At 71.7% G+C, this 24,186-nt stretch carries 2 protein-coding genes; both read right to left on the minus strand.

Annotated features, from left to right (window positions below; genetic code table 11):
• Positions 1–2: 2 nt before the first annotated feature.
• Positions 3–7,181 carry a non-ribosomal peptide synthetase gene (locus QFZ76_RS15985; protein WP_307674371.1) on the minus strand — a complete coding sequence of 2,393 codons (7,179 nt, stop codon included), beginning with the start codon at positions 7,179–7,181 and terminating at the stop codon, positions 3–5.
• Positions 7,178–24,184, minus strand: coding sequence for a non-ribosomal peptide synthase/polyketide synthase (locus tag QFZ76_RS15990; protein ID WP_307674372.1), 17,007 nt, complete (start codon positions 24,182–24,184; stop codon positions 7,178–7,180). The genes QFZ76_RS15985 and QFZ76_RS15990 overlap by 4 nt, the downstream gene beginning before the upstream one ends.
• Between the last annotated feature and the right edge of the window lie 2 nt (positions 24,185–24,186).

Below are 24,186 nucleotides of genomic sequence, written 5' to 3' on the forward strand. Positions count from 1 at the left end.
GTTCAGACCCCCTGTACAGGTGCGGACTTCGTCCGCAGCTCGTTCAGTTTCTCAGCGACAACTCGCCCTATCCGGGCGGTGGGTGCCGGCTCGGTCAGCAATTCCTCATGCTCGGCATCCACATCGTAGTTTTCCAACCGCCCTTCCGTATAGGGATTCCAGGCAGTGACGTCACGACGATTCCTGGTTTCGTCGGAAACCCGGGTCGCTGTGAAGAACAGCACATCTCCGCGGAAGACTTCGGGTTCGTGACGGGGCATCATCCGTACGTTGTTCACGTACACGTTCTTCACCGCGACGACCTCGTCCGCCGTCAACTCGGCGAGCGCCCTGTTCTCGCGCCGGAGGAATTCCCGGTAACGCTCCACGGGGAAGCCGTCGTCGGTCAGCTCGCTCATCTCGAAGTCGAATCCGATGGCCCGCAGGCTGTTCGCGACGATCTCCGCCTCGGAACGTTCGGCGGCGTCCTGGCCACGCCTGCTCGACGGGTAGGCGTCCACCAGGCACAGCAGCTCCACCTCGGCGCCGAGAGCCTGGAGCCGGGTGGCGACGGCCTGGGCGACCGGGCCACCGAACGACCAGCCCAGGACGCGGTACGGCCCCTCGGGCCGGACGGAGCGGATCAGGTCGGCGTACCGGTCCGCCATCTCCGTCACGTCGCCGGGCAGTGGGGCGTCACGGTCCCTGATCCCCCGGGCCTGCAGCGCGTACACCGGGGTGTCCGGATCGAGGTGGGCGAGCAGTCCGGCGTAGCACCAGCCGAGGCCGGCGGCCGGGTGGACGCAGAACAGCGGGGTGTCCGTGCCACGTTCACGCAGGGGGAGCAGTTCGGCGAACGGATCGTGGCGGGTGCCCCGGTCGAGCTCCTCGGCGAGGCGCGCGACGGTCGGGGCCTCGAACAGGCTCCGGATGGACAGTTCGACGCCGAGGACGGCACGGATCCGGCCGAGCAGCCGGGCCACCAGCAGTGAGTGCCCGCCGAGGGCGAAGAAGTCGTCGTCGACACCCACGTCGGGCAGCTTGAGCACCTCGGCGAACAGGGCGCACAGCACTTCCTCGCGGGGCCCGTTCGGCCCACGGCCGGACCGCGCCGCATAGTCCGGGACGGGCAGGGCACGCCGGTCGAGCTTCCCGTTCGCGGTGAGCGGCAGTTCGTCCACGGCCATGAAGACGGCGGGGATCATGTAGTCCGGCAGCCGTTCGCCGAGGTGAACGCGGAGTCCGGCAGTGCCGGGCAGCTCCCCTGTGGGCACCGCGTACGCCACCAGGCGCCGGTCTCCAGGCCGGTCCTCGCGCAGTACGACGGCGGCCTGGGCGACGGCCGGGTGCGCGACGAGCGCCGCTTCCACCTCGCCGGGTTCGATACGGAAGCCGCGCAGCTTGATCTGGTGGTCGGCGCGGCCCAGGAACTCCAGTTGCCCATCGGTGCGCAGCCGCACGCGGTCACCGCTTCGGTACATGCGCTCGCCCGGTTCGAAGGGGCAGGCGACGAAGCGCTCCGCGGTCAGCCCCGGACGGCCCAGGTAGCCGCGGGCCAGGCCGGCGCCGGACACATAGAGCTCGCCGGCCACACCCGGGGGTACCGGTCGCAGGCGGTCGTCGAGTACGTACAGGCCGGTGTTGTCGACCGCCGTGCCGATCGGGGCGGTGGCGGGCCAGTCGGCCGGGTCGGCGGGCAGGGTGGCGCCGGTCGCCGCGTGCGTCTCGCTGGGGCCGTAGTGGTTGTGCAGCCGCAGACCCGGCCGCCCGGCGAAGAACCTGCGCACGGTCGGGGTGAGGTTGAGCGCATCGCCGGCCTGGGCGACGTCGGTCAGGCGGGGCAGCGCCGCGCCGAGTTCGGCGGCCGCTTCGGCGAGGGCCTCCACGACCAGGTTGGGCGCGTGCAGTTGCTCGATGCCGTGCTCCGCCAGCCAGCGCACCAGACGCTTGGGATCGCGTCGGACGTCCTCCGGGCAGGGCACCAGACGCTTCCCGCCGAGCAGCGCGGAGAGGATCTCGTGCACCGACACGTCGAAGCTGATCGCCGCGAACTGGGCGACGGCCGCGCCGGGCCGGCGCGGGGGCATGGCCTCCTGGTGCCAGGAGACCAGGTTGTCCATGGCCCGGGCCGGCATGACGACACCCTTGGGGCGGCCCGTCGATCCCGAGGTGTAGATCGCGTACACCGGGCGGTGCGGCGACAGCGGCCCGGTGTACGGCGGTGCCGTGGGCTGCGCGGCCAGGTCCCGGACGGTGCCGGGCGCGTCGAGGAGCAGCAGTGGCCCCACCTCACCGGGCAGCCGTGCGGCGACCTCCTCCGTCGTCAGCACGAGAACCGGTCGGGCGTCCCCGGTCATGTGGGCGAGTCGCTGCGCCGGGTACTCCGGGTCGAGCGGCAGGTAGCCGGCGCCGGTCTTGAGCACGGCGAGCAACGCCACGACGAGGTCCGCCGAGCGGCGCAGGGCCAGTCCCACCAGACGCTCGGGACCGGCGCCTTCCCGGGCCAGTAGCCCGGCGAGCCGATTGGCGGCCGCGTCGAGTTGTGCGTACGTCAGGGCCCGTGGCCCGTCCTGCACGGCCACGGCCGTCGGGGTGCGGCGCACCTGCTCCTCGAACCGCTCGGTGAGGCTCGCGCGCGGCAGTTCCCGTGCACCGGGGCGGGCGAGCAGCCGTGCGCGCTCGTCGGGGGTCAGGACCTCGACGCTGCCGATCGGCTGCCCGGGCGCTTCGGCCAGCGCGCGCAGCACCCGTACGAAGCGTTCGGCGAGTGCCTCGGCGGTCGCGGCGTCGAACAGGTCGGCGCTGTACTCCAGGACGGCGTTGAGGCCACCTGGCTTGCCCTCGCCGTCGGGCAGGTCGGCGAAGGCGAAGAGCAGGTCGAAGCGGGAGACCGCGGAGCCGACGGCCTGGCCGGTCACCTTCAGGCCGGGCAGTTGCTCGATGACCTCGTGGGCGGCCTGCTGTTCGGTGTTGTTGAACGCCAGCATCACCTGGAACAGGGGGTGGCGAGCCATCGACCGGACGGGGTTGAGCAGTTCCACGAGCCGCTCGAACGGCACGTCCTGGTGGGCGTACGCGGCAAGGGAGTTCTCGCGGACCCGGCGCACCAGTTCCTCGAAGGTCGGGTCGCCGGAGGTGTCGGTGCGCAGGACGAGAGTGTTGACGAAGAAGCCGACCAGGTCCTCGAGGGCGTCGTCGGTGCGTCCGGCGATCGGGGTGCCGATCGGGATGTCGTCGCCCGCACCCGTCCGGGACAGGGTCACGGCCAGCGCGGCCTGTACGACCATGAAGACGGTCGCCCGGTTCTTCCGGGCAAGCTCGACCAGGCCGGCATGGAGGTCCGGCGGCACCTGGAAGCCGATGCGGGCGCCGGTCTGACTGGACACCGCGGGCCGCGGCCGGTCGGCGGGCAGGTCGAGTTCCTCGGGCAGTCCCGCGAGCGCCTCCCGCCAGTGGGCGAGCTGACGCGAGATGAGGCTGTCGGGGTCCTCTTCGGAGCCGAGCGTCTCGCGCTGCCACAGCGTGTAGTCGGCGTACTGTACGGCCGGTTCGCGCCACTGCGGGGCGCCGCCCGCACAGCGGGCGGCGTAGGCGGTGGCGAGGTCCCTGCCGAGCGGCCGCCTCGACCAGGCGTCGCTGGCGATGTGGTGCACCAGCAGGAGCAGCACATGGTCCTCGGGGCCGAGCTCGAACAGGGTGACGCGTACCGGCAGTTCGCGCGCCAGGTCGAAGCCGTACCGGGCCGCGGCGCGCAGTTCGTCCGGCAGCCGGTCCTCGTCGGTGACGACGGTGGTGAACGGCACCGGGACCTCGCCCGGTGCGCGCACGATCTGCTGGGCGCCCTCCGGGCTGTCGGGGTCCTCGGCGAACACGGTCCGCAGCGACTCGTGGCGGGCCACGACGTCCTCGAGGGCCTGCCGCAGCGCGGCCCCGTCGAGAGGGCCGTGGAAGCGGCGCGAGACCGGGATGTTGTAGGTGGGGCTGGGTCCCTCCATGCGGTGCAGGAACCACAGCCGTGACTGCGCGTACGACAGCGGCAGCCGGGCCGGACGCACCGCCGGCCGGGTCACGGCGCGGCGGGCTCCGCCACCGGTGTCCAGGGCTTCCGCGACACCCGCCACGGTGGGTGTGTCGAACAGCTGACGCACCGACAGTTCGACGTCGAGCGTCGCGCGGATACGGCTCACCAGCCGGGTTGCGAGCAGCGAGTGGCCGCCCAGGTCGAAGAAGTCGTCGTCGATGCCGACCGCCGGCCGGCGCAGCACCTCGGCGAAGAGCGAGCAGAGGATCTCCTCGCGCGGTGAACGGGGCGCGCGCCCGCCGGGAGCGGTCTCGTACTCGGGGGCGGGCAGGGCCCGGCGGTCCAGCTTGCCGTTCGGGGTGAGGGGCAGGGCGTCGAGCACGATCACCGCGTCCGGCACCATGTACTCCGGCAGCGTGGCCGCGGCATGCTCGCGCACGCCGGCCGGCGCGGGCACGGCGCCCTGGTCGGGAACGACGTAGGCGACGAGCCGCCGGTCGCCGGGCACGTCCTCGCGCACCACCACGGTGGCGCGCGCCACCTCCGGGTGGCCAAAGACCACGGACTCGATCTCCCCGAGCTCGATGCGGTAACCCCGGATCTTGACCTGCCCGTCGACCCGGCCCACGAACTCCAGCTCGCCCGCATCGTTCCAGCGGGCCAGGTCGCCGGTGCGGTACATGCGCTCACCGGGCGCACCGTAGGGGCAGGCCACGAAGCGCTCAGCGGTCAGGTCCTGCCGCCCGAGGTAGCCACGGGCGAGCCCGGTGCCGGCGATGTACACCTCGCCCGCAGTGCCGGGCGGGGCCGGCTGGAGTCCGGCGTCGAGAATGTGGATCTTGGTGTTCCAGAAGGGACGGCCCACCGGGATGGCCCCGGCGGGCACCTTCGCGCCGGGCGCGATGGGGTTCTCGACGCTGTTCACGGTGGCTTCCGTGGCGCCGTAGACATTGAAGACGGTGGCGTCCGGGTGCCTGGCCCGCCAGCGGTCCAGGGCCTCGCCCACCAGTAGTTCGCCGCCGAGCATCAGCGTCCGGGTGGGCGACACCTCGTCCGGCAGCTCGTCGAGGAGCGCGAGGACGCTGGGGGTGCCCTTGAGGAAGGTGGCGCGCGGACCGGCGGCGGCGTCCTCGGTGAGTTCCGCGATGTGCACCCGGCCGCCGCTCACCAGCGGGGTGTACAGGCCGGTCACCGTCAGGTCGAAGGAGATGGGCGAGTGCAGCAGCGTGGTCCCGGAGGCGGTCGGGTAGGCCTCCCTGGCCCGTACCAGATAGGCGCCCAGCGAGCGGTGTTCGATGACCACACCCTTGGGGCGGCCGGTCGAGCCCGAGGTGAACACGACGTAGGCGGGATTGGTGAGGGACAGCGGCAGCGCGCGGTCGGCGTCGTTCAGGTCCGTGCCGGAGTACGGCGTGAGGTCGGCGTCGTCGAGGACGATCCTCGGCGCGGTGTGCTCGGGCAGCGCCGGGGCGAGCTCTCGCGTGGTGACCAGCAGGGCCGGGTCGGCGCTGTCCAGCATGTAGGCGATGCGGTCGGCGGGGTATCCCGGGTCCAGCGGCAGGTAGGCGGCCCCGGTCTTGAGCACGGCCAGCAGGCCGACCGCCGCCGCCACGGTGCGCGGCAGTGCCAGGGCCACGAACCGTTCGGGCGCCGCGCCCCGGGCGACGAGCAGCCGCGCCAGCCGGTTCGCACGCGCGTTCAGCTCGGCGTAGGTCAGGCGCTCCGCTCCGCTCACCACCGCCTCGGCGTCAGGGGTACGGGCCGCCTGCTCCTGGAACAGGGTGACCACATCGGCCTCGCGGACCTCGCGGGCCGTGTCGTTCCACTCCTCCAGGACGCGGCGCCGCTCGTCGGCCGACAGCACGTCGAGCGTGCCGACGGGGCTGCGCGGGTCGTCCAGTACGGCGGTCAGGACCCGGCGCAGCCGCTCGCCGACGGCCGTGGCGGCCTCCTCGGTGAACACGTCGGGACGGAAGTCGACGCGGAACCGGAGCCGGCTGCCCGGCTTGACGATCAGGCCCAGCGGATAGTGCATGCCGTCCTGGGTCTCGACGCCCGTCACCCGCACTCCGTGGCGTGGCGCCGACGCCTGTGCCGCCGGGGCGCTCGCCGGGTCCAGCGGATAGTTCTCGAAGACGAGCGCCGAGTCGAACAGCTCGCCCACGCCCGCCAGTTCCTGGATCCGGGTCAGACCAAGGTACTGGTGGTCGAGGAGCCGGGCCTGCTCCGTCTGGAGCCGGTCCAGCAGCTCGGTGAGCGGCTCCGCCGGGTCCAGCCTCAGCCGCAGCGGCAGGGTGTTGATGAACAGGCCGACCATGTTCTCGACGCCGTCCAGCTCCGGCGGCCGGCCGGAGACCGTCACGCCGAACACCACGTCGGTGCGACCCACCAGCCGGGACAGCACGATCGCCCACGCCGCCTGGGCCACGGTGTTGAGCGTCACGCCGAGTTCACGGGCCCGCTCGGTCAGCCGCGCCGTCTCCAGCGGAGTGAGTGCCATCTCGACCTGGCCGGGGACCACGGGCACCCGCCCGGAGGCGGCCGGCGCCACCCGGAACGGCTCCTGGAGCCCGGCGAGCGCCTCCCGCCAGGCCCGCTCGCCCGCCGCACGGTCCCGTCCGGCGAGCCAGCCCAGGTAGTCGCGGTACGGGCGGACCCGCGGCAGCTGTGAGACGTCACCGCCGTTCAGGTACAGGGCCAGCAGTTCCCGCAGCAGCACCGGACGCGACCAGCCGTCCCACAGCACATGGTGGTTGGTCAGTACGAACCGGTGCCGGTCCGGCCCGTACCGGAGCAGGATGAACCGCACGAGCGGAGGCTCGGCCAGGTCGAAGCGGCGGGCGCGGTCCGCGTCGAGCACCCGGCGCGCCTCGCGTTCCCGCTCGTCCTGCGGCAGTCCGCTCAGGTCCACTTCCTGCCATGCCAGGGGTACGTCCTTCAGCACGATCTGCACCGGCCGGCTCAGGCCCTCGTGACGCAGCGCCGTGCGCAGGTTGGCGTGCCGGGCCAGCAGTGCCGCGGCCGCGGTCCGCAACGCCTTGGCGTCCAGCGCCCCTTCGAGGTCCAGAACCATCTGGACCGTGTAGATGTCCAGCGCCTTCTCGTCGAAGACGTTGTGGAACAGCAGCCCCTCCTGCAACGGAGACAGCGGCAGTATGTCCTCCAACGCGGACCGCTTCATTCCGACGTCCTCCACTCGGCTTCGAGCTGTTCGATGTCGCTCTGGTTCAACAGGGCCAGCGGCACGTCGGACGGGGTGAACCCGCCCGCCGTCCCTTCGGCCGCGTGGTCGGCGAGCGCGCGCAGCGCCCGGAACCACGCCTGGGCCAGCTCCCGTACCTCCTGCTCGGTGAGCAGCCCCTGGGCCCAGGTCCAGGCGGCGAGGAGTTCCGGACCCTCCGCGCCGTCCCGGGTGATGGCGTTCAGTTCGACGGCATGGGTCAACGGCATTCCGGTGTCCCGGCCGCCGCCGATGCCCGCGGTGCCGGGCGCCGTCGCCCAGTCGGCCGCCGCCTGGTCCCGGGAGGTGAACCGGCCCAGATAGTTGAACTTGATCTGGGGGCGGGCGAGCGGCGCGAGGAGGTCGGCCGTCTTGGAGTTGAGCCGGCGCAGCAGTCCATGGCCGAGCCCCTTGCCGGGCACCGCCCGCAGCTGCTCCTTCACCCGCTTCAGCGCCGCACCCTCGTCGACTGCCGCGGCCGTGTCGAGCCGGACCGGGTAGGTGCTGGTGAACCAGCCGACGGTACGGGTGAGATCGGCTCCCGGCAGCGCCTCCTCCGCCCGGCCGTGGGCCTCCAACTCCACCAGCACGCCGTGTTCCGCCGCGGTGGCCCGCCACTCCCGGACCGCCGACGCGAATGCGGTGAGCAGTACGTCGTTGATCTCGGCGTGGAAAGCCGCCGGCACCGTCGTGAGCAGGGACTCGGTCACGTCCGAGGGCAGCTCCTGGGTGAGGTGACCGGTTGTGCCGACGGTGTCGCGCACCGGGTCCAGCGGGCGCCCGCCCAGCGGCGCGTCCGCATGCTGGAGCACCTGTGTCCAGTGGCTCAGCTCGGCCGTGGTCTGCGGCTCGTGGGCCAGCTCCTGCAGGTGCCGGGCCCAGCGGCGCAGTGAGGTGCCCACCGGTTCGAGCACCGCCTCCCGGCCGGCCGCCACGTCCCGCCAGGCCTGCGCGAGATCCGGGACGAGGATGCGCAGGGACACCCCGTCGACCACCAAGTGGTGCAGGACGAGCAGCAGTTGCCCCGGCATGTGCCGGCCCCGGTCGAACCAGACCGCCTGCACCATGACTCCGTCCCGTGGTGCCAGGCGGGTCCGGGCCCGTGCCCCGTGCTGGGCCATCAGCGTGCGCAGTTCCTCGTCGTCGAGTCCCGCCGCCTCGATCCGCTCGACACGGTCGCCGGCGCTCACCGAGCCGGGCGCGGTCACCTCCAGCGACCAGTCGTCACCGTCCACCGCGGTGAGCCGCAGCCGCAGGGCGTCGTGGTGGTCGAGCACCGCCTGCAGCGCCCGCGTCAGGGTCTCGCAGGTCAACGCGGCCGGCACCTGGACGACGGTGGACTGGTTGAACTCCGCGAACGGGCCGCCGCGCGAGGCCAGTTCCTTCATGATCGGCGTCAGCGGGACCTCGCCCACCCCGTCGTCCGGTGCCGCCGGAGCGGCTGCGTCGGCGGCCTGGGCGACATCGGCGAGGCGGGCCACCGTCTTGCACTCGAAGACGTCCCGGGGCGAGAACCGCAGTCCGGCCCGGCGTGCCGCGCTCACCAACTGGATCGACATGATGCTGTCGCCGCCCAGGTCGAAGAAGCTGTCGTCGACACCGACGTCGGGCACGCCGAGGACGTCCGCGTAGAGCCCGCACAGCAGTTCTTCCTTGACCGTGGCCGGTCCACGGGACCCGGCGCCTGCCGTGTACTCCGGGTCGGGGAGTGCGGTGCGGTCGAGTTTGCCGTGTGCGGTCAGCGGCAGGGCGTCTACGACGACGACCGCGGCCGGGACCATGTAGTCGGGCAGCGACTCGGCGAGCGACTTGCGTACCAGCTGCGGATCCAGCGCACCCGTGCCGTCCTGCGCAACGGCATAGCCGACCAGACGCTCCTCACGGACGACGACCGCGGCCTGCGCGATGAGCGGATGCGCCGCCAACGCCGACTGCACCTCACCCAGTTCAATACGGTAACCACGGATCTTGACCTGGTCGTCCGCCCGCCCCACATACTCCAACTGGCCCCCGCGATTCCAGCGGACCACATCCCCGGTGCGATACATCCGCGTGCCCGGGACGCCGAACGGGTCCGCGACGAAACGCTCCGCCGTCAGACCGGGCCGGCCGAGATAACCGCGGGCCAGCACCACACCCGCCACATACAACTCACCCGGGCTACCCACCGGCACCGGCTTCAGGGCTGCATCCAGCACATAGGTACGGGTGTTGGCGAACGGACGGCCGATCGGCACCGCACCCGACGGCGTCTCCACACCCGGCTCGAGACGGTATTCGGCACAGTTGACCGTCGCCTCCGTCGGACCATACGCATTGATCACCTGCACCTGCGGGTGAGCCTGCCGCCACGCGGCCAGCGCCTCCCCCCGCAACGCCTCACCACCGATCACCAACGTCCCCGACGGCGAAGCGCTCTCCGGAAGAGCCTCCAACAGACCCAGGTGAGAAGGCGTGACCTTCATGAACGAGACCCCGGACACAGACTCGTCCAAGTCCCCGACCACGACCCGGCCACCAGAAACCAGCGGCGACCACAACGCCGTCACCGTCAGATCGAACGCGAACGACGAGTGCACCAACGACACCCCCGCCGCCTGCGGATACACCTCCCGCGCCCGCACCAGATACGCCCCCACCGACCGGTGCTCAACCACCACACCCTTCGGCCGCCCCGTCGACCCCGACGTATAAATCACATACGCCGGCCACGACAACTCCACCCCAGACAGATTGCCGTCCGCAAACCTGGAAACGTCCGCCGCCGCCAGCCACGCCTCATCGATCACCAGCGCAGGCGCACAGTCCCGAAGGATGAAGGCGATCCGCTCCGCCGGATACTCCGGATCCACCGGCACATACGCCGCGCCCGCCTTCACCACCGCCAACAACACCGTCACCAGCTCCGCAGACGCAGGCAGCACCACCGCCACCCGCGACTCCGCACCAACCCCCGCTTCCACCAGCAACCGAGCCAGCCGATTCGCCCCCGCATTCACCTCCGCATACGACAGATCCCCCACCGCCACCGCACCCGGCGTCCGCTCCACCTGCGCCTCGAACAACTGCGGCAACCCGACAACCGACACCTCCCGCCCCGTATCGATCCACTCCCCCAACACCAAACCCCGCTCAGCATCAGAGAGCACATCCACACCACCAACCCGCACCCCCGGATCAGCAACCACCACCCCCAACACCCGCACCAACCGCTCAACCAACCCCTCAGCACTCACCACATCGAACAGATCCATGCTGAATTCGAGGACACCCGCGATGCCGTCGGGACGTGCGTCCGGGGCGTGCTGTTCCACCATGCGGAACAGGAGGTCGAACTTGGCCGCGCCGGTCGGCAGCGGCTGCTGTCGTACGGTGAGGCCGGACAGGCTCTGGACGGCGTCGGCCGCGGCCCGCTGGTCGAGGTTGTTCCAGGTGAGCATGGTCTGGAAGAGGGGGTGGCGGGTCATTGAGCGCTCGGGGTTGAGGACCTCCACCAGCCGCTCGAAGGGCACGTCCTGGTGCGCGTACGCGGCCAGATCGAACTCCCTTACCTGGCCGAGGAGTTCACGGAAGGTCGGATCGCCCGACAGGTCGGCACGCAGCACCAGCGTGTTCACGAAGAACCCGATCATGTCCTCCACGGCGTCGTCGGTGCGGCCCGCGATCGGGGTGCCCAGCGGGATGTCCGTGCCGGCGCCCAGCCGCGACAACAGCGTCGCCAGCGCCGCCTGCACCACCATGAACACGCTCGCGTCGCTCTCCCGCGCCAGCGCCACCAGCCGCTCGTGTACTTCCCGAGGGACGGTAAAGGCGACCCGGCCGCCTCGCTGCGAGGCGACGGCGGGGCGTGGACGGTCCATGGGAAGGGCCAGTTCCTCCGGAAGCCCGGCCAGCGACTCCCGCCAGAAGGCGATCTGACGTGCGATGGCGCTGTCGGGGTCGTCCTCGGAGCCGAGCGTATCCCGCTGCCACAGCGTGAAGTCCGCGTACTGCACCGGCAGTTCCCGCCACTGTGGGGCGACACCCGCGCAGCGGGCCGCGTAGGCGGCGGTCAGGTCCCGGGCCAGCGGGCCCGTCGACCACCCGTCGCCCGCGATGTGATGGACCAGCACCAGCAGCACATGCCGCTCCGGAGCGAGCTCGAACAGCCAGGTGCGCAGCGGAAGTTCGCCGGCGAGGTCGAAGGCGTAGCGGGCCGCCGTGAGCAGGTCGTCCGTGAGGCTGTCGTCGTCCGTCTGCGTAATGTGCAGCTCCGGGCGGGCCGCTTCGGACGGCAGGACGACCTGGTGGGCGCCCTGGGCGTCCTCGGCGAAGAGGGTACGCAGCGACTCGTGGCGGGCCACGAGGTCGTGCAGCGCCGCGGTCAGCGCGGCCCGGTCCAGTGTGCCGTCGAGGCGCAGCGCGGTCGGCATGTTGTAGGTGGGGCTGGGGCCTTCCAGCCGGTTCAGGAACCACAGCCGCTGCTGGGCGTAGGAGAGCGGGATCCGGGCCGGCCGCCCGGTCCTGGTCAGCGGCCGGCGGAGCGGCCCGGACGCCGTGTCGAGGACGGCGCCGAGCCGTGCCACGGTGGGGTGTTCGAACAGTTGCCGCACGGACAGTTCGACGTCGAGCGTGGCGCGGATGCGGCTCACCAGCCGGGTGGCGAGCAGCGAGTGGCCGCCCAGGTCGAAGAAGCCGTCGTCGACGCTCACCTCGGGCACGCCGAGTACCTCGGCGAACAGCCCGCAGAGGATCTCCTCGCGCGGCGAACGCGGTGCCCTGCCCGTGGGTCGCGCCGTGTTGTCGGGGGCGGGCAGGGCCTTGCGGTCGAGCTTGCCGTTGGGGGTCAGTGGCAGCGCGTCCAGGGGCACGAACGCCGACGGCACCATGTACTCCGGCAGTTGACGGGCCGCGTGCTCCCGGAGGGCTGCCGGGCCGGTGGTGCCAGTCGTGCCGGTCACATAGGCGACCAGCCGCCGGTCCCCGGGGGTGTCCTCCCGGACCAGGACCGCGGCGCGCGTCACGGACTCGTGCGCGAGCAGGACGGCCTCGATCTCGCCGGGTTCGATGCGGTAGCCGCGCACCTTGACCTGCTGGTCCACGCGGCCGAGGTACTCCAGCTCGCCGTCGGCCGTCCAGCGGGCCAGGTCACCGGTGCGGTACATCCGGGTGCCCGGGGTGCCGTAGGGGTCGGCCACGAACCGCTCCGCCGTCAACCCCGGACGGTCCAGGTAGCCGCGGGCCAGACCCGCGCCGGCGATGTACAGCTCTCCGGCCACTGCGGCGGGTACCGGACGCAGGGCCGCGTCGAGCACGTACACCCGGGTGTTGGCGATCGGCCCTCCGATCGATCCCCGGCGTGCGCTGTCGGTGCCGACGGCTCCGGCGGTGGACCAGATCGTGGTCTCCGTCGGGCCGTAGACGTTGGTCACCGAGACGGCGTGCCGGGTGAGGGACGCGGCGAGGTCGGCGGGCAGCGCCTCACCTCCGACGAGCACCCTGACGCCCGAGAGCACGGAGGCCTGCTCGTCCACGATCGCGTGCCACAGGCTGGGCGTCGCCTGCACGACCGAGATCCCGGCCCCGCCGATCAGCTCGGCCAGGGCCCGCGGATCGCGCACCGTGTCCCGGCCGGCGAGCACCACGGTGGCTCCGGCCAGCAGAGGTACGTACAGTTCGAGCGCCGCGATGTCGAAGCCGACCGTCGTCACCGCGAGCAGCCGCTCGCCCGGTGTGAGCGCGCACCGCTCCCCCAGGGCGTGCAGGAAGTTGGCCAGGGCCGCGTGTCCGACGACGACGCCCTTGGGCCGTCCTGTCGAACCCGAGGTGTAGATCACGTAGGCGGCGGATGCGAGCGGGACCGGCGGAAGGTCGCTTCCGTCGAGGCCGGTGAGGTCCGCCGCGGCGAGCCACTCCTCGTCCACGACGAGCACGGGACGCGCGTCGTCGATCATGTAGGCGATGCGCTCGTCCGGGAAGTCGGGGTCGAGCGGCACGTAGGCGGCACCGGACTTCAGCACGGCGAGAAGGACGGCCACCAGGTCGGCCGAGCGCGGCAGCCGGACGGCGACCCGTCGCTCGGGGCCGGCGCCGTACCGTACGAGCAGCCGGGCGAGCCGGTTGGCCCGCGCGTTGAGCGCCGCGTACGACAGTTCCCGGTCGCCGCAGACGACGGCGACGGCCTCGGGGTCGCGGGCGGCGCGGACCGCGAACAACTGCGGCAGGGCCTTGCCCGGTACGGGGCGTGCCGTGTCGTTCCACCGGTCGAGCACCGTGGCACGCTCGGCGTCCGCCATGACGTCGACCCTGCTCACGGGGAGGTCCGGTGCGGCCAGGACCTCCTCCAGGACACGGGCGAACCGCTCCGCGATCCGGGCGGCCGAGTCGCGGTCGTAGAGGTCGGTGCTGAACCCGAGCGCTCCGTGCAGTCCGCCGCCGTCCCCGGTGCGCTCCTCCAGGGCGAAGGAGAGGTCGAACTTGGCGACCCCGGTGCCGACGGGGTGTCCCGTCACGGTGAGGCCGGGCAGCGGCTCCGCGGCCGTGTTGTCGGCGCCCTGGAGGGTGCCGTCGTTCCAGGTGAGCATGGTCTGGAAGAGAGGGTGGCGGGCCGTCGCGCGCTCGGGGTTGAGGACCTCCACCAGCCGCTCGAAGGGCACGTCCTGGTGGGTGTAGGCGGCCAGGTCGAACTCCCGTACCCGGCCGACGAGTTCACGGAAGGTCGGGTCGCCCGACAGGTCGGTGCGCAGCACCAGCGTGTTCACGAAGAACCCGACCAGATCCTCCACCGCCTCGTCACCACGGCCCGCGATCGGCGTACCGATCGGGATGTCCGGACCCGCACCCAGCCGTGACAACAGCGTGGCCAGCGCGGCCTGCACCACCATGAACACGCTCGCGCCGCTCTCCCGCGCCAGCGCCACCAGCCGCTCGTGCACCCGGTCGGGAATCTCGAACTCCACGGCGTCGCCCCGGTAGGAGGGGACGGCGGGCCGAGCGCGGTCCCTGGGCAGGTCCAGCTCCTCCGGGAGCCCGGCGAGCGCCTCGCGCCAGAAGTCCACCTGTCCGGCCAGCGGACTGTCGGGGTCGTCCTCGGAACCGAGCGTCTGCCGCTGCCACAGCGTGAAGTCCGCGTACTGCACCGGCAGTTCCCGCCAGTCCGGGGCGGCACCCGCACAGCGGGCCGCGTAGGCGGCCGTCAGGTCGCGCGAGAGCGGGCCCATCGACCAGCCGTCGCCCGCGATGTGATGCACCGTCAGGAGCAGCACGTGATCTTCTTCCGCCAGCTCGAAGAGCCGGGCCCGGAACGGGAGTTCCCGCTCCAGGTCGAAGGTCTGCCGGGCCGCGGCGCGCAGCTCGGCATCCAGCCGGGAGGAGTCGGCGGGTGCCACGTCCAGCGCGGGCCGGTCCAGGTGTACGGGGATCACCCGCTGGTACGGCCCCTCGGCGTCCTCGCCGAAGACGGTGCGCAACGCCTCGTGCCGCGCCACCACGTCGGCCAGGGCGGCCTGGAGCGCGGCCCGGTCCAGGCTGCCGGTCAGCCGCAGCGCGGTGGGGATGTTGTAGGTGGCGCTGGGCCCCTCGAAGCGGTCCAGGAACCAGAGCCGGCGCTGGGCGAACGACAGCGGCACCCGGTCGGGGCGGGCTGCCGCCCGCATGACGCCGGCGCGGGCGCCATGCCCGGCCTCGTCGATCGCCGCCCCGAGCCCGGCGACCGTAGGCGTCTCGAAGAGCCGGCGCACGGGCAGTTCCACGCCGAGTGTGCTGCGGACGCGGTTGACCAGCCGGGTGGCCAGCAGGGAGTGACCGCCCAGCTCGAAGAAGCCGTCGTCGATGCCGACCCGCTCCACTCCCAGCACCTCGGCGAACAGACCGCACAGGATCTCCTCGCGCGGGGACCGGGGTCCGCGCCCGGTGGAGGCGTACCGCGGGGCGGGCAGCGCGCGGCGGTCCAGCTTGCCGTTCGCGGTGAGCGGCAGCGCGTCCAGTTCGACGAACGCGGACGGCACCATGTAGTCCGGCAGCACGGTCGCGACGTGGGCCCGCAGGGCCGATGGGTCGGGAGTACCGGCCGGCACGACGTACGCCACCAGCCGCGTGTCGCCCGGCCGGTCCTCGCGGACCAGGACGGCGCAGCGGGCCACGGAGGTGTGGGCCGACACCACGGCCTCGACCTCTCCCGGCTCGATCCGGAAGCCGCGCAGCTTGACCTGGTCGTCGGCGCGGCCCAGGTACTCCAGCAGGCCGTCGCGGTTCCAGCGGACGCGGTCGCCGGTGCGGTACATGCGTTCGCCGGGCGCACCGAACGGACAAGCCACGAACCGTTCCGCGGTCGGCCCGGGACGGTTCAGGTAGCCGCGGGCGAGCCCGGCACCGGCGACGTACAACTCGCCCGCCACACCGGCGGACACCGGCCGCAGACCGTCGTCCAGCACATAGACACGGATGTTGGAGACCGGCCGGCCGATGGGTGCCTGCTCGGGCCATCCGCCGAGGTCCGGGGGGAGGGTCCAGGCGGTGACGACGTGCGTCTCCGTGGGCCCGTAGTGGTTGTGCAGACGCCGGCCGGGCTGCCGCTCGTACAGGGCTCGTACGGCACCGCCGAGGGTGAGGGCCTCGCCGGCCTGGGCGACATGGGCGAGGTCCGGCAGGTCCAGGTCCTGCCGGCGGGCCGCCTCGGCGAGCGCGTCGACGACCAGGTTGGGGGCGTACAACTCCCGCACCCGGTGCCGCCCAAGCCACTCGGCCAGCCGGTCGGGGCTGTGGCGCACCTCGTCGGGGCAGGTCGCCAGCGCGTTGCCGGACAACAGCGCGGAGAGCGTCTCCTGAACCGACACGTCGAAGCCGACCGCGGTGAACTGCGCGGTCACTCCGCCGTCGGCGGGCGGAACGGCGCGCTCGTGCCAGGTCAGCAGGTTGACGACCGCCCCGGCCGGCATGACCACGCCCTTGGGACGGCCGGTGGAGCCGGAGGTGTAGATCACGTATGCCGGGTGCTCGGGGGCCGGCGGCATGACGCGCTCGGCATCCGTCAGGTTCCCCGCACCTTGGCCGGAGGTGTCGGACGCGGCGAGCCAGGCCTCGTCGACGACCAGGGCCGGTGCGGCGTCCTCGATCAGCGCGGCGATGCGGTCGGCCGGGTGCTGAGGGTCCAGGGGCAGGTAGGCCGCGCCCGTCTTCAGGACCGCCAGCAGGACGACCAGCAGGTCGGCGGAGCGCGGCAGCCGCACGCCCACGAACCGCTCGGCGCCGATGCCCCGGCCGGCCAGCAACCGGGCGAGCCGGTTGGCCCGTGCGTTGAGCTCGGCGTAGCCGAGGGTGCGGTCACCGTCGAGCACGGCCGGTGCGTCCGGGGTGCGGGCCACCTGGGCCTCGAAGAGCTCCGCCAGAGAGGCCGCGGGCACCGGGGCGGAGGTGTCGTTCCACTCGGTGAGGACACGTGCCCGCTCGTCGGGGGTGAGCAGTCCGGCCCGCCCGATGGCTTCCCCGGGTGCGTCGACCAGGGCGCGCAGCAGCCGTACGAACCGCTCGGCGAGCGTCGTGGCACCGTCACGGTCGTAGAGGTCGGCGCTGTACTCCAGCACGCCCTGGAGTCCGCCGCCCTGACCGCCGTCGTCGGCGGGCCGCTCGACGAAGGCGAACAGCAGGTCGAACTTGGCGATGCCCGTGCCCGCGGGCAGCGGCGTGACCGTCAGCCCGTCGAGGTGCGCGGACGCGTCGAAGGTCTGGTGCTGGTCCGCCGCGTTCCAGGTGAGCATGGTCTGGAACAGGGGGTGGCGGGCCATCGAACGCTCGGGGTTGAGGACCTCCACCAGCCGCTCGAACGGCACGTCCTGGTGCGCGTACGCGGCGAGCGCGGTGCCGCGCACCCGGCCGACGAGTTCCGCGAACGTGGGGTCGCCCGAGGTGTCGGTGCGCAGCACCAGCGTGTTGACGAAGAAGCCGACGAGGTCTTCGAGCGCGCTGTCGGTGCGGCCCGCGGTCGGGGTGCCCAGTGGGACGTCGGTGCCCGCGCCCAGCCGCGACAGCAGAGCGGCCAGTGCGGCCTGCACCACCATGAACGGACTCGCCTGATGGGCCCGGGCCACGGCCACGACCTTGCCGTACACGTCCCCCGGGATGTCGAAGGGCACCCGCCCGCCCTCGTGGGAGGAGACAGCCGGCCGCGGCCGGTCGGCAGGCAGCTCCAACTCCTCCGGGAGGTCGGTCAGTTGGTCCCGCCAGTAGGCGAGTTGCCGCGCGATCGAGCTGTCGGGGTCGTCCTCGGAGCCCAGCACCTCGCGCTGCCACAGGGTGTAGTCCGCGTACTGCGCGGGCAGTGGCTGCCAGGACGGCACCGCACCCGCGCGGCGCGCCGCGTACGCGGTGGTGAGGTCACGGGCGAGCAGCGGCATGGACCAGCCGTCGCCGCAGATGTGGTGCACGAGCACCAGCAGCACGTGGTCCCGCTCGCCGGCCCGGAACAGCGTCACTCGCAGAGGCGGCTCCGCCGAGAGGTCGAAGCCGTACCGTGCGGCCTTCTCCAACGCGGCGGGCAGCCCGGCCTCGTCGGTCGGTACGACGTCCAGGACCGGTACGGCCTCCGCCACCGGAAGCACCCGCTGGTACGGGCCCTCGGCATCCTCCCCGAACACCGTCCGCAGCGATTCGTGCCGTCCCACCACGTCGGCCAGGGCCGCACACAGCGCCTCCCGGTCGAGGTCGCCGGTCAACCGCAGTGAGACGGGCATGTTGTACGTCGGGCTTGGCCCCTCCAGCCTGTTGAGGAACCACAGTCGCCGCTGTGCGTACGAGACCGGCACGCGGCCCGGCCGGGGCAGCGCTCTGACACCCTGCCGGGCGCCGCCCGCCCCGTCCAGCAGCTTCAGCATGCTGTTCACGGACCTGGCCTCGAAGGCCTGCCGGATGGTCAGCTCGAAACCGAGCGCGGCACGCACCCGACTGACCAGCCGGATGGCGAGCAGGGAGTGCCCGCCGAGCTCGAAGAAGTCGTCGTCGACACCGACGTCGGGCACGCCGAGGACATCCGCGTACAGCCCGCACAGGATCTCCGCCCGCGGATCCCCGGGCGCCCGCACCACGAGGCTCGCACCCGCGTCGGAGTAGGTGTCCGTGGCGTACTCCGGGTCGGGGAGTGCGGTGCGGTCGAGTTTGCCGTGTGCGGTCAGCGGCAGGGCGTCTACGACGACGACCGCGGCCGGGACCATGTAGTCGGGCAGCGACTCGGCGAGCGACTTGCGTACCAGCTGCGGATCCAGCGCACCCGTGCCGTCCTGCGCAACGGCATAGCCGACCAGACGCTCCTCACGGACGACGACCGCGGCCTGCGCGATGAGCGGATGCGCCGCCAATGCCGACTGCACCTCACCCAGTTCAATACGGTAACCACGGATCTTGACCTGGTCGTCCGCCCGCCCCACATACTCCAACTGGCCCCCGCGATTCCAGCGGACCACATCCCCGGTGCGATACATCCGCGTGCCCGGGACGCCGAACGGGTCCGCGACGAAACGCTCCGCCGTCAGACCGGGCCGGCCGAGATAACCGCGGGCCAGCACCACACCCGCCACATACAACTCACCCGGGCTACCCACCGGCACCGGCTTCAGGGCTGCATCCAGCACATAGGTACGGGTGTTGGCGAACGGACGGCCGATCGGCACCGCACCCGACGGCGTCTCCACACCCGGCTCGAGACGGTATTCGGCACAGTTGACCGTCGCCTCCGTCGGACCATACGCATTGATCACCTGCACCTGCGGGTGAGCCTGCCGCCACGCGGCCAGCGCCTCCCCCCGCAACGCCTCACCACCGATCACCAACGTCCCCGACGGCGAAGCGCTCTCCGGAAGAGCCTCCAACAGACCCAGGTGAGAAGGCGTGACCTTCATGAACGAGACCCCGGACACAGACTCGTCCAAGTCCCCGACCACGACCCGGCCACCAGAAACCAGCGGCGACCACAACGCCGTCACCGTCAGATCGAACGCGAACGACGAGTGCACCAACGACACCCCCGCCGCCTGCGGATACACCTCCCGCGCCCGCACCAGATACGCCCCCACCGACCGGTGCTCAACCACCACACCCTTCGGCCGCCCCGTCGACCCCGACGTATAAATCACATACGCCGGCCACGACAACCCCACCCCAGACAGATTCCCCGCCGACACCCCACTGGTGTCAGCCTGCGCCAGCCACGCCTCATCGATCACCAGCGCGGGCGCACAGTCCTGAAGGATGTACGCGATCCGCTCCTCGGGATAACCGGGATCGACGGGCACATACGCCGCCCCCGCCTTCACCACCGCCAACAACACCGTCACCAACTCCGCAGACGCAGGCAGCACCACCGCCACCCGCGACTCCGCACCAACCCCCGCTTCCACCAACAACCGCGCCAGCCGATTCGCCCCCGCATTCACCTCCGCATACGACAGATCCCCCACCGCCACCGCACCCGGCGTCCGCTCCACCTGCGCCTCGAACAACTGCGGCAACCCGACAACCGACACCTCCCGCCCCGTATCGATCCACTCCCCCAACACCAAACCCCGCTCAGCATCAGAGAGCACATCCACACCACCAACCCGCACCCCCGGATCAGCAACCACCACCCCCAACACCCGCACCAACCGCTCAACCAACCCCTCAGCACTCACCACATCGAACAGATCCATGCTGAACTCCACCGCGCCGCGCATGCCGGCCGGCGTGCCGTCGGTCTCGCGCTGCTCGGAGAACCGGAAGAGCAGATCGAACTTGGCCGCGCCGAGGTCCACGGGCTCGGGTGTGACGGTGAGGCCGGGCAGGCTCCGGACGGCGTCGGCCACGGCCTGCTGGTCGAGGTTGTTGAAGACGAAGCGCACCTGGAAAAGCGGGTGTCGGGCTGCGCGGCGCTCGGGGTTGAGGACCTCCACCAGCCGCTCGAACGGCACGTCCTGGTGCGCGTACGCCGCCAGGTCCGTCTCGCGCACCCGCGCGACGAGTTCCCGGAAGGTCGGATTGCCGGACAGGTCGGTGCGCAGCACCAGCGTGTTGATGAAGAAGCCGACCAGGTCCTCCACCGCGTCGTCGGTGCGGCCCGCGATCGGGGTGCCCAGCGGGATGTCCGTGCCGGCGCCCAGCCGCGACAACAGCGTCGCAAGCGCCGCCTGCACCACCATGAAGGGGCTGGCCTGGCACTCACGAGCCAGCTCCACGAGCCGCGCGTGCAGGGCGGCCGGGATCTCGAAGGGGAGCGATCCGCCTTCGAAGGTCACGGCATCGGACCGCGGCCGGTCGGCGGGGAGTTCCAGTTCCTCGGGAAGTCCCGCCAAGGCCTGCTGCCAGTAGTCCAGTTGCCGCGAGATCGAGCTGTCGGGGTCGTCCTCGGAGCCGAGCGTCTCGCGCTGCCACAGCGTGAAGTCCGCATACTGCACCGGCAGTTCCCGCCACTCAGGGAAGGCACCCATGGTGCTCGCGCTGTAGGCCGTGGTCAGATCGCGGGCGAGCAGCGGCATGGACCAGCCGTCACCGACGATGTGGTGCACCAGCACCAGCAGCACGTGCTGCTCCGGGCCGAGTTCGAACAGCCGGGCCCGCACGGGTATTTCGGCCGTCAGGTCGAAACCGTACCGGGCGGCCTCCTCCAGGGCGGCGGGCAGCCCGGCCTCGTCGGTCGGTACGACGTCCAGGACCGGTACGGCCTCCGCCACCGGAAGCACTCGCTGGTAGGCGCCCTCGGCATCCTCCCCGAACACCGTCCGCAGGGACTCGTGCCGCGCGACGACCGCGCCCAGAGCCGTCCGCAGGGCATCGTGGTCCAGTGCGCCCGTCAGTCGCAAGGACACCGGCATGTTGTACGTCGGGCTCGGGCCCTCCAGCCGGTGCAGGAACCAGAGTCCGCGTTGGGCGAACGACAGCGGCACCCGGTCCGGGCGGGTGGCGGCGCGGACGACCGCCTCGCGGCCCTCGTGCGCGGTGTCGAGTGCCTTGGCGAGCGCAGCGACGGTGGGAGTGCTGAAAATCTGCCGCACGGCCAGTTCCACGCCGAGCGCGGAACGGGTCCGGCTCGCCAGGCGCGTGGCCAGCAGGGAGTGACCGCCCAGGTCGAAGAAGTTGTCGTCGACGCCGACCTGCTGCAATCCGAGCACCTCGGCGAACAGACCGCACAGGATCTCCTCGCGCGGAGAACGCGGGCTCCGCTCACGCGACTTGACCGCGTACTCAGGTGCGGGCAGCGCCCGGCGGTCGAGTTTGCCGTGTGCGGTCAGCGGCAACGCGTCCAGGACCACGACAGCGGCCGGGACCATGTACTCCGGCAGGGCATCGGACAGGGCTGCGCGCACGGCCCTCACGTCGACTTCGCCACCGGCCTCGGGCACCGCGTAGGCGACGAGCCGCTTGTCCCCGGTCCGGTCCTCGCGGACGATGACGGCGGCCTGCGCGATGAGCGGATGCGCCGCCAACGCCGACTGCACCTCACCCAGTTCAATACGGTAACCACGGATCTTGACCTGGTCGTCCGCCCGCCCCACATACTCCAACTGGCCCCCGCGATTCCAGCGGACCACATCCCCGGTGCGATACATCCGCGTGCCCGGGACGCCGAACGGGTCCGCGACGAAACGCTCCGCCGTCAGACCGGGCCGGCCGAGATAACCACGGGCCAGCACCACACCCGCCACATACAACTCACCCGGAGTACCCACCGGCACCGGATTCAGGGCTGCATCCAGCACATACGTACGGGTGTTGGCGAACGGACGGCCGATCGGCACCGCACCCGACGGCGTCTCCACACCCGGCTCCAACCGGAACTCGGCACAGTTGACCGTCGCCTCCGTCGGACCATACGCATTGATCACCTCGACGCCGGGATGAGCCTGCCGCCACGCGGCCAGCGCCTCACCCCGCAACGCCTCACCACCGATCACCAACGTCCCCGACGGCGACGCGCTCTCCGGAAGAGCCTCCAACAGACCCAGGTGAGAAGGCGTGACCTTCATGAACGAGACCCCGGACACAGACTCGTCCAAGTCCCCGACCACGACCCGGCCACCAGAAACCAGCGGCGACCACAACGCCGTCACCGTCAGATCGAACGCGAACGACGAGTGCACCAACGACACCCCCGCCGCCTGCGGATACACCTCCCGCGCCCGCACCAGATACGCCCCCACCGACCGGTGCTCAACCACCACACCCTTCGGCCGCCCCGTCGACCCCGACGTATAAATCACATACGCCGGCCACGACAACCCCACCCCAGACAGATTCCCCGCCGACACCCCACTGGTGTCAGCCTGCGCCAGCCACGCCTCATCGATCACCAGCGCGGGCGCACAGTCCTGAAGGATGTACGCGATCCGCTCCTCGGGATAACCGGGATCGACGGGCACATACGCCGCCCCCGCCTTCACCACCGCCAACAACACCGTCACCAACTCCGCAGACGCAGGCAGCACCACCGCCACCCGCGACTCCGCACCAACCCCCGCTTCCACCAACAACCGCGCCAGCCGATTCGCCCCCGCATTCACCTCCGCATACGACAGATCCCCCACCGCCACCGCATCCGGAGTCCTGGCCACCTGCGCCTCGAACAACTGCGGCAACCCGACAACCGACACCTCCCGCCCCGTATCGATCCACTCCCCCAACACCAAACCCCGCTCAGCATCAGAGAGCACATCCACACCACCAACCCGCACCCCCGGATCAGCAACCACCACCCCCAACACCCGCACCAACCGCTCAACCAACCCCTCAGCCGACTCCCGGTCGACGAGGTCGGGCTGGAAGTCCAGGCGGAAGCGGAGGTCCGTGCCGGGGTGGGCGACCAGGCCGTAGGTGTAGTGCATCGCGGAGCGGCTCTGGGCGGATGCCAGGCGCAGGTCGCTCTCGTCGGCCGAGGTGTCGAGGCCGGCGCTGTCGAGGGGGTAGTTCTCGAAGACCATCGAGGTGTCGAACAACTCCCCCTTTCCGATGGCGCGTTGGAGGTCGGCGAGGCCGATGTACTGATGGTCCAGGAGCGCGGACTGCTCGCGCTGGAGGCGCCGCAGCAGGTCGCCGACGGTTTCCGCGGGGTCCGTCCGCAGTCTCAGGGGCAGGGTGTTGATGAACAGGCCCACCATGTCCTCGACGCCCGGCAGGTCGGCGGGGCGGCCGGAAACGGTCACGCCGAACACGACGTCGTCGCGGTCGAGCAGGCGGGACAGTACGAGGCCCCAGGCGCCCTGGACCACGGTGTTGAGTGTGACGCCGAGTTCGCGGGCCCGCTCGGTGAGCCGGCGGGTGGTGTCGGCGGGCAGTCCGAACTCGACCTTGTCCGGGACGACCGGGGTTCGGCCGGGGACGGCGGGGGCGATCCGGGCCGGCTCCTCGAAGTCCTCGAAGACCCGGTGCCATGCGGCGAGCGCGGCGTCCCGGTCGCGGCCGGCGAGCCAGGCGAGGTAGTCGCGGTAGGGGCGGATCCGGGGCAGGCCGGACACGTCGCCGCCCGAGACGTACAGGGTGAGGAGTTCGCGCAGCACGACGGGCAGGGACCAGCCGTCCAGGACGGCGTGGTGCACGGCGAGCGCGAGGCGGTGCCGGTCGGGGGTGAGGCGCAGCAGGGTGAACCGCAGCAGCGGCGGCCGCCCCACGTCGAAGCGGCGGGCGCGGTCCTCGACGACGATCCGCTCGGCCTCGCGCTCACGGTCGGCCTCGGGCAGTGCGGAGAGGTCCGTCTCGGTCCAGTCCGGCGGGGCGTCGCGCAGGACCACCTGGACCCACTCGCCGGACGTGCGCTGCCGGAACCCCGCGCGGAGGTTGGTGTGGCGCTGTACCAGGGTCCGGGCGGCCGTGTGCAGCGCGGTGGAGTCCAGGGGGCCGTCGACGTCGAAGACGAGCTGAACGGTGTAGATGTCTGCGCCGCGGTCGTCGTACACGCTGTGGAAGATGAGACCTTCCTGCAGCGGCGACAGGGGCAGGATGTCCTCGATGGAGCGGGACTTACGGCTCACGG

The organism is Streptomyces sp. V4I2 (genome assembly GCF_030817655.1).
In the GTDB taxonomy this organism is placed as follows: Bacteria; Actinomycetota; Actinomycetes; order Streptomycetales; family Streptomycetaceae; genus Streptomyces; species Streptomyces plumbiresistens.